Source organism: Mesorhizobium sp. WSM4832, assembly GCF_055811115.1.
Map to the genome: position 1 here is coordinate 1,297 of NZ_JBVVQH010000047.1, position 1,247 is coordinate 2,543.

The 1,247-nt window shown below is 64.2% G+C and carries 2 protein-coding genes; one reads left to right on the forward strand and one right to left on the reverse strand.

Annotated features, from left to right (window positions below; genetic code table 11):
• On the reverse strand, window positions 1-697 hold a 697-nt coding region (locus AC0L2L_RS33230), incomplete at its 3' end, for an AfsR/SARP family transcriptional regulator (protein ID WP_473584002.1).
• A 183-nt stretch (window positions 698-880) separates the two neighbouring features.
• Between AC0L2L_RS33230 and AC0L2L_RS33235 the strand changes: the two genes are divergently transcribed.
• Complete coding sequence (locus AC0L2L_RS33235; protein WP_473584003.1) at window positions 881-1,114, forward strand: hypothetical protein; 234 nt, start codon at window positions 881-883, stop codon at window positions 1,112-1,114.
• Window positions 1,115-1,247 lie beyond the last annotated feature (133 nt).

A 1,247-nucleotide genomic window follows, 5' to 3' on the forward strand; every position in this document is an offset into this window, starting at 1 on the left:
GTTCGACTAGTGCCCGCGTCGCTTCTTCGGGCTCAATGCCGAGCTCGCGCTTCAGCGCTTCCTTGCAGGCCAGGAACTGGCGGAAGGCGTCGCTGGTCTTGCCGCGGCGGCGGAAGATGCGGATCAAGGCGCGGTGTGCCTGCTCGGCGCATGGGTCGAGCGTCACCAGTTGTTCCGCCAGTCTTTCACTGGCCTGTTCCTCGCGCGAACCCAGCTCCGGCAAGAGGCTTAACCGCTCGGCCAGTTCCAGCGCCTTGCGGGTGTAGTTCGCCCGAAGCGGCGCAAGCCACTCGTCGATCTCGCCGAGCAATGACAGCCCGTCGAGCAGGTCGCCCCGGTAGAGGTCGGCCGCTGCCGCGAGGCTTGCAGCGTCATCGGCTTGGGTTTTTCGGTCGAAAATCCAGATGTCGGCCTCGTCGGCGTTCGACGCGAGCCAGATGGTGTCGCCATTGCCCTCGATGCGAATGGCCTCGTCGCCGGTGGACGGAAAGAGCCGCCTGATGTCGACCAGGGCCTGGCGCAGGCTATTTCGCGCCTGCTGCTCGCCGCTGCCCGACCACAGCATCGCCGCTATCCTCTCGCGGCGAAGGCCCTTGGGGCCAGCCAGAACGAGCGAAGCAAAGAGCAGCGACGTCTTGCGCGTCGCGAAGTGCAGAGGTTGTCCGCCTGCGGAGACAACCTCCATGCCGCCAAGCAATCGAATGTGCACCCCGGCCCCCGTGAAACAGCTTTGAGCAGAATATCACGTCCCGTCCGCCGACTTAACGACGATTTAGCGCTGCCATCCGCAGTTTTTCCTGCGGTTTCACACCTGGATGAACATTGGCAAAGCGCGCCGGTGGGACATTGCTCCCGTGAGTTCGAACGAGGGAGAATGACAATGACCTACATCAGCCTCAGGACCTTCCAGCCGACCTCCCGATTTGCCGGCACGCTCGCCCATATCGCGATCGTTGTCGCGGGGCTCCGGCGCCGGTATCGGGATGCCATGCAGCGCAGGGCTTTGGCCGGCCTGTCGATGCCGGAACTGAAGGACCTCGGCTATCCGGCCGATGAAGCCCCTGCCGATGTCGCGGCTCGCGGCCGCATCGCCGGGCACAGCCCGTTGCGGTGACCCTGCTTTACGCAATCCGGACGAAAAACTGCTGCACGCTTTCCCCAAATACTGTGGTGGCAGGCTCTTCTCACTCCTCGCCAGCAGCCAGCGGCGCGCCTGGCAGATAGAGCATGATCGGCCGGATCTCGTA